This window comes from Marinilabilia sp. (genome assembly GCF_016278715.1).
Classification (GTDB): Bacteria; Bacteroidota; Bacteroidia; order Bacteroidales; family Marinilabiliaceae; genus Marinilabilia.
Genome location: NZ_JADQBH010000221.1, coordinates 1 through 5,811, shown reverse-complemented (window position 1 = coordinate 5,811; position 5,811 = coordinate 1). Strand labels below are relative to the sequence as shown.

The following is a 5,811-nucleotide window of genomic DNA, read 5'->3' as shown; positions in this document are numbered from 1 at the left end:
CACTCACAAACACATCAATCAGTTTTTGTTCAAGCGTTGTTCCAGGCTGGAAACCACCCTGCTGACAGCATTCACAATCTCCTCCACATTAAACACCACGCCGCGTTTCATGCCGTCGCATTTGACACTCTCCAACCCAAGAACTTCAACTTGTCCATCGGGATGTTTTCGTCCGACAGCGGCAGCCACTTTGGCAGAACCGATGTCAACAGCTGCTATTAAATTCATATCCTGACTCATATATTTCTTTTTTTAGAGCAAAGAACCTGTCCTTTGAATTTTAAATTTATTACCTGATAATTGTTCCATTCACGAGGCGATAAGCCATGTTTATAAAGCGCTTTCAGGTTTCTGAGTTTCTCATCCACACGCTCCGGGGGACCCAACAAAATCAAATGGTCTCCCACTCGTGGAACAATTATAAAATCACCATTTCTCTTTACGTACAACTGCTCAATCTGGGCATTCCAAAAAGGGTCATTCCTGAAAGTACGTGCCAGATAAAGCAAATCGTCCATGTTGCCATCAATATTACCACTCACCACCAACACACGGGCAGTAAAGGTATCAAATTGAGGCATTTCCTGTCCATCCTCATCAATATAATAAGAACGTGTATTTTCATAAACCCGAACCAATGGCAGGTGCTGTCTTAAATCCACTTTCAGGTGGCCTCCGATGGTATGGTAAACCTCACAGTTCTTAATTGCCGGATGTTTTTCCACAAATTTTTCTATCTCGTACATTGAAACCGAATTCAATTCCTTCCCAAGCGTATTCTCAAATTTGGAGAGAACCGCCTCCCGGATTTCCTTGCCCGTAACAAACCGGGTTACAGAACTGTCCTGCACGGAAACCACCACATCGCGACATACCACGCCTGCTATGTGCTCTCCGACAAAGCTCAGCATTATCGGAAAGTAGAGCAACAACAAGGCCCAAAGTAGTATTTTCCTAATTCGCTTCATAGCATTTTTTCTTCAGCCCATTTCCTGATAACCGGCACCAGTCGGTCAATATCGCCAGCGCCCATAGTAATCAACACTTCCGGATTAAGCTGTTCAATATTCGCAAGTAAATCTTCTTTTTCCGACAAAACCCCTTGTTTGCCGGTCATCCTTTCTAAAATTGTTTCACTCGAAATGCCTGAAATAGGCTCTTCCCTGGCAGGATATATGGGCAACAAAATGATGTTGTCCAGTCCTTCTTCCAGACTTGCAGCAAAACCATCGGCAAAGTCTCTGGTTCGTGAATATAAGTGTGGTTGAAAAACCCCCGTCACCCGGCACCCCGGATAAGCGGATCGCACACTTTTCAGTGTCGCCCGAATTTCTTCGGGATGATGCGCATAATCGTCGATATAAACAAACTTCCCCGGGTTGCGGACAACCACATCAAAACGCCGAGCAATTCCATCAAAACGGGGTAAAGAATCACGTATCTCCTCCGGTTTAACTCCACACAACAAGCTTAGCGTAATAGCCCCCAATGCATTCTCCACGTTGATAAGGCCCGGAATCCCCAAACAGAAATCGGCCAGAACTCCGGTTGGTGTTTCCACTTCGAAGAAAAATTTACCCTCTTCTTCTCTTATATTTGTTGCCTGATAATCGGCTTTCCGTGTAATCGAATAGGAGACCACCGTCACTTTTTCGGCAAGACCTTCCGGGACCGGCAGGCCGGCTTTTAGAACCAGCCACCCGTTGCCTCTAATTCTTTGCGCAAAGCCATCGAATCCGGCTTTTACCTCCTCCAGGGTTCCGTAAATATCCAGATGATCAGCATCCATAGAGGTTATGAGGGCAGCATAAGGAGTCAGTTGCCAGAAAGAACGATCGAACTCATCGGCTTCGAGAACAACAAAATCCGAGTCTTTATTTCCAATGAAGTTGGTTCCGAAATTCTTGGAAATCCCCCCCAGAAAAGCATTCACTTTGAGTTTGCTGTTATGAAAAAGAAAAGCCGTAATGGTGGAAACCGTTGTTTTTCCATGCGTTCCCCCCACGCAGACAGCTTTCAGACTTTCGGTAACCATCCCCAGCACTCTGGAACGTTTAAAAACATCGAACCCCTGCTCTCTGAACCATACCAACTGGCGTTGAGTCTCAGGTACAGCAGGCGTATATACCACCAAAGTATCTCCGGGTGAACGAAAAACGGTGGGAACAATGTGTTCAGACGCATCGAAAAAAATCTCAACTCCTTCATCCATCAAGGCATTGGTAACCGAACCGGCAATGCGATCGTACCCGGCAACTAAATAACCTGAAGTATGGAAAAACCTGGCCAGAGCGCTCATCCCGATGCCGCCAATTCCAATAAAAAAGACCTTTTTATATTTCTTCAGGTGTACCATTTAAACAATAGGTTATCAAATGCTTACAATTCTCTCCACTTCTTCAGCAATCTGCTCAGCCGAGTTAACATGAGCAAACAATTTTATTTGTCCTTCAAGGCTTTTCCGTCTTTCTTCATTTTTAAGTAAATCCAGCGCTTCGGGAATTAACTTTTCTGTAGTCTCCATGTCCGAAACCATCAGAGCGGCACCTTCCTTAACCAACGACATGGCGTTTTTGGTTTGATGATCCTCCGACACATTTGGGGAGGGAACAAGGATTGCTGCTTTGCCAAGCAATGCCAGTTCACTGATGGTGCCAGCACCAGCCCTTGAAACAACCACATCAGCCACTGCATAAGCCAAATCCATCTCCGCAATAAATGGAACAAGTTTCACATTGTCAAAGCGCTTTACCTCCACCAATTCCCGAAGTTTTTCATAATAATAAGGGCCACATTGCCACAATAGCTGCACATTGTCCTGCTTCCCCATCCTGTCAATCGCTTCAATAACTCCGTTATTGATACTACCAGCCCCCAGGGAACCACCAAGGACCAACACGGTACGCTTATCACTATTCAGTCCCAGCTTTTGGTATGCCTGAACTCTATCCACATTCCGGAGAAGGTTCTGCCGTACAGGGTTTCCGGTTAAAACAATCCTGGACGGAGGAAAGAAACGCTCCATATTAGGATAAGCCACACAAATACGCTTTGCCTTTTTAGCCAGAATTTTATTGGTTACCCCGGGATAACTGTTCTGTTCCTGCAACAATGTTGGAATCCCCGCTGCAGAAGCAGCCTTCAGCACCGGTCCACTGGCATATCCGCCAACCCCAACAGCCATATCGGGACGAAAAGAACGGACAATGTTCCTGGCCTTCCACAAACTGGCTGCCAGTTTAAAGAAAAAGATCACATTTTTGAAGGTGAGCCGTCTCTGAAAACCTGCAACGGGCAACCCCACAATTTTGTAACCGGCAGCAGGCACTTTATCCATTTCCATCTTCCCTTTGGCACCCACAAATAAAATTTCGGCCTCCGGATTCCTTTTTTTCACAGCATCTGCAATGGCGATAGCAGGAAAAATATGCCCGCCGGTACCTCCACCACTTATTATTATTTTGAACTTCTTGTCCACTTTAACCATTTTTTATTCATGAGCCCGGTCTAAAAAGAACTTTTAAAGTCAAACTCATATATTAATTGCTCTGTTCTGTGGCGGCCAATCGGGCTTCTGCCGCCTTTTCCCGATCTTTCACTTTCTGATTGTGCCTGCTGACCGTCTGGATGGCCCCCAAAGCAAAACAGGTGAAAAGTATAGATGTTCCACCCATACTCACCAAAGGCAAGGGCTGCCCGGTGACCGGGAATATACCAACAGCCACCCCCATATTCACAAAAGCCTGAATCACCAACATCAAACCGAGTCCAAGCACCATAAAAGCCGGGAAAGTACGATTGCTGGAACTCACTATAACCCCGATACGTCCCAACAAAAAGAAATAGGCAACGACGACCATTAAGGCTCCCAGAAAGCCAAACTCCTCAGCGATAATGGCATAAATAAAATCACTGTAAGGATGGGGTAAAAAATTTCGCTGATCACTGTTTCCGGGTCCTTTGCCAAGGATACCCCCGGTAGCAATTGCTATTTTAGACTGAGTGAGCTGATAATCGCTTCCATATTCATTCACCTCCTGGTCATCATCAATAAAACGCTCCACACGAGCCGCCCAGGTTTCAGCCCGATCCATCAACACAATATCATTCATGGCAAGTATCAACACAAGGGAAACAACCGCCACCCCGATGAACCCGGTAAAAAACAGATATTTGAACGGTACCCTTCCCAGAAACATCATCAGCATGATCACTCCTGCTAATAAAACCGCAGTAGAAAGGTTTTCCGGAAAAATCAGTAAACACACAATTCCTGTATGTATCATAATGGGCCAAAACGCCCCTTCGGTGGGCCCTTCTTCGCGCTGATGCTGCGCCAGGACACGAGCCACATAGACAATGAGTGCCAGCTTGGCCATTTCGGACGGCTGAAAGGAGATGCCAATACCAGGAACGGTAAACCATCGACTTGCCTCATTCAGATTCTGCCCCGAAACCAATGTTAATCCCAACAAAAAAATGGAAATATACAGGGCCGGCACACTAAAGATCACGAAATATTTATAGGGAATATGGTGTACGACCACAATAACTCCAATGCCCATGAGCAAAAAAGTTAGTTGTTTAAACATGAAATAAGTCGTATTGCCGCCCTGGGTTTTATAGGCCAGACTTCCGGTCGCGCTATATACTGTGAGCAACGATACCAGTGCCAGAAAAACCACAATCACCCATATCGATTGGTCACCTTTTATATATTTCCGGACGAAATTACTCATCTGCCTTGGTGTTTTTTAACCTCTTCTTTAAACAACTCACCTCTGTGAACATAATTATCAAACAAATCGAAGCTGGCACAAGCAGGCGATAACAATACTACATCTCCGGGACGGGCACCATCCACAGCCCGGTCAACTGCCTGTTGCATTGACCCGGCCTCTACAACAGACGGAAGTTTATCTCCGAAAAAACCTAGCAATTTACTGTTATCAGCTCCCAGACAAATCAGTTTTTTGACCTTCTGGATGACCAGTTCTTCCAATTCAGAATAATCATTGCCTTTATCGGTACCTCCGGCAATCCAAATCACCGGTCTTTCCATACTTTCCAGCGCATACCAGGTACTATCAATATTGGTAGCTTTACTGTCGTTGATGAAAAGCACCCCGTTAAATTCGGCAACTCCTTCAAGCCGGTGTGCCACGGACGAAAAATCTTTCAACCCTTCAACAACCGCCTCCCGAGAAGCCCCCATGCTCAATGCAGCCATCGAAGCCGCCATGGCATTGCTAAGATTGTGCTTGCCGGGCAAAGCCACGTCTTCAATGTGGACACTGAAATGATACCGGGGTGTGTTAAATACCAGACTATCGCCGTCGACACATGCACCTTCGCCATACACATCATCAAAAGCAAACGGACATCGATGCCCAGGATATTTCATATTTTTCAGTCGCTCCATTATCTCCCTGTCGTGTGCATTGAAGATAAAAACCTCATCTTTAGTATGATTATTCAGTATCCGGAATTTTGCGTTCACATAGTTTTCAAATTTATAGTCGTACCGGTCAAGATGATCCGGTGTAATATTGGTAATGATAGATGTATCACATTTAAAATCCTCCATTCCGTCGAGTTGAAAACTGCTCAACTCCAGGACAAAAATATCAGGATCATTTTTCAATAGCTCCCGGGCCATGCTATTGCCCACATTTCCTGCCAGGACCACGTTGAGCCCGCTCTTTTTCATCAGGTGATAGGTCCACATGGCGGTGGTAGTTTTTCCATTGCTGCCAGTAATTCCTACCATTTTCGCTTTGGAATAACGCCCGGCAAATTCAATCTCCGAAA

Annotated in this window: 6 protein-coding genes; all 6 read right to left on the bottom strand. The window is 45.5% G+C overall.

Translation table 11 applies throughout. From position 1 onward, the window contains the following. Window positions 1-18 precede the first annotated feature (18 nt). Window positions 19-240: a hypothetical protein gene (locus tag QZZ43_RS13535; RefSeq protein WP_291860349.1), complete on the bottom strand. Its 222-nt coding sequence runs from the start codon at window positions 238-240 to the stop codon at window positions 19-21. Further along, entirely contained in the window at window positions 237-968 is a 732-nt protein-coding gene (locus tag QZZ43_RS13530; protein WP_291860347.1) for a cell division protein FtsQ, read from the bottom strand. The genes QZZ43_RS13535 and QZZ43_RS13530 overlap by 4 nt, the downstream gene beginning before the upstream one ends. After that, on the bottom strand, window positions 965-2,356 hold the full coding sequence (gene murC / locus QZZ43_RS13525) for a UDP-N-acetylmuramate--L-alanine ligase (protein WP_291860345.1): 1,392 nt from the start codon (window positions 2,354-2,356) through the stop codon (window positions 965-967). The genes QZZ43_RS13530 and murC overlap by 4 nt, the downstream gene beginning before the upstream one ends. A 15-nt stretch (window positions 2,357-2,371) precedes the next feature. After that, window positions 2,372-3,487: an undecaprenyldiphospho-muramoylpentapeptide beta-N-acetylglucosaminyltransferase gene (gene murG / locus QZZ43_RS13520; protein WP_291860343.1), complete on the bottom strand. Its 1,116-nt coding sequence runs from the start codon at window positions 3,485-3,487 to the stop codon at window positions 2,372-2,374. A gap of 52 nt (window positions 3,488-3,539) precedes the next feature. After that, window positions 3,540-4,739, bottom strand: a complete 1,200-nt coding sequence (locus QZZ43_RS13515; protein WP_291860340.1) for an FtsW/RodA/SpoVE family cell cycle protein — start codon at window positions 4,737-4,739, stop codon at window positions 3,540-3,542. Continuing rightward, the coding region (gene murD / locus QZZ43_RS13510) for a UDP-N-acetylmuramoyl-L-alanine--D-glutamate ligase (protein ID WP_291860337.1) at window positions 4,736-5,811 on the bottom strand (1,076 nt) is incomplete at its 5' end. The genes murD and QZZ43_RS13515, both read right to left, overlap by 4 nt.

Excerpts from the sequence above, each read along its gene's own strand:
- QZZ43_RS13535 (WP_291860349.1), bottom strand. The coding sequence starts at position 240 with ATGAGTCAGGATATGAATTTAATAGCAGCTGTTGACATCGGTTCTGCC.
- QZZ43_RS13530 (WP_291860347.1), bottom strand. The coding sequence starts at position 968 with ATGAAGCGAATTAGGAAAATACTACTTTGGGCCTTGTTGTTGCTCTAC.
- murC (WP_291860345.1), bottom strand. The coding sequence starts at position 2,356 with ATGGTACACCTGAAGAAATATAAAAAGGTCTTTTTTATTGGAATTGGC.
- murG (WP_291860343.1), bottom strand. The coding sequence starts at position 3,487 with ATGGTTAAAGTGGACAAGAAGTTCAAAATAATAATAAGTGGTGGAGGT.
- QZZ43_RS13515 (WP_291860340.1), bottom strand. The coding sequence starts at position 4,739 with ATGAGTAATTTCGTCCGGAAATATATAAAAGGTGACCAATCGATATGG.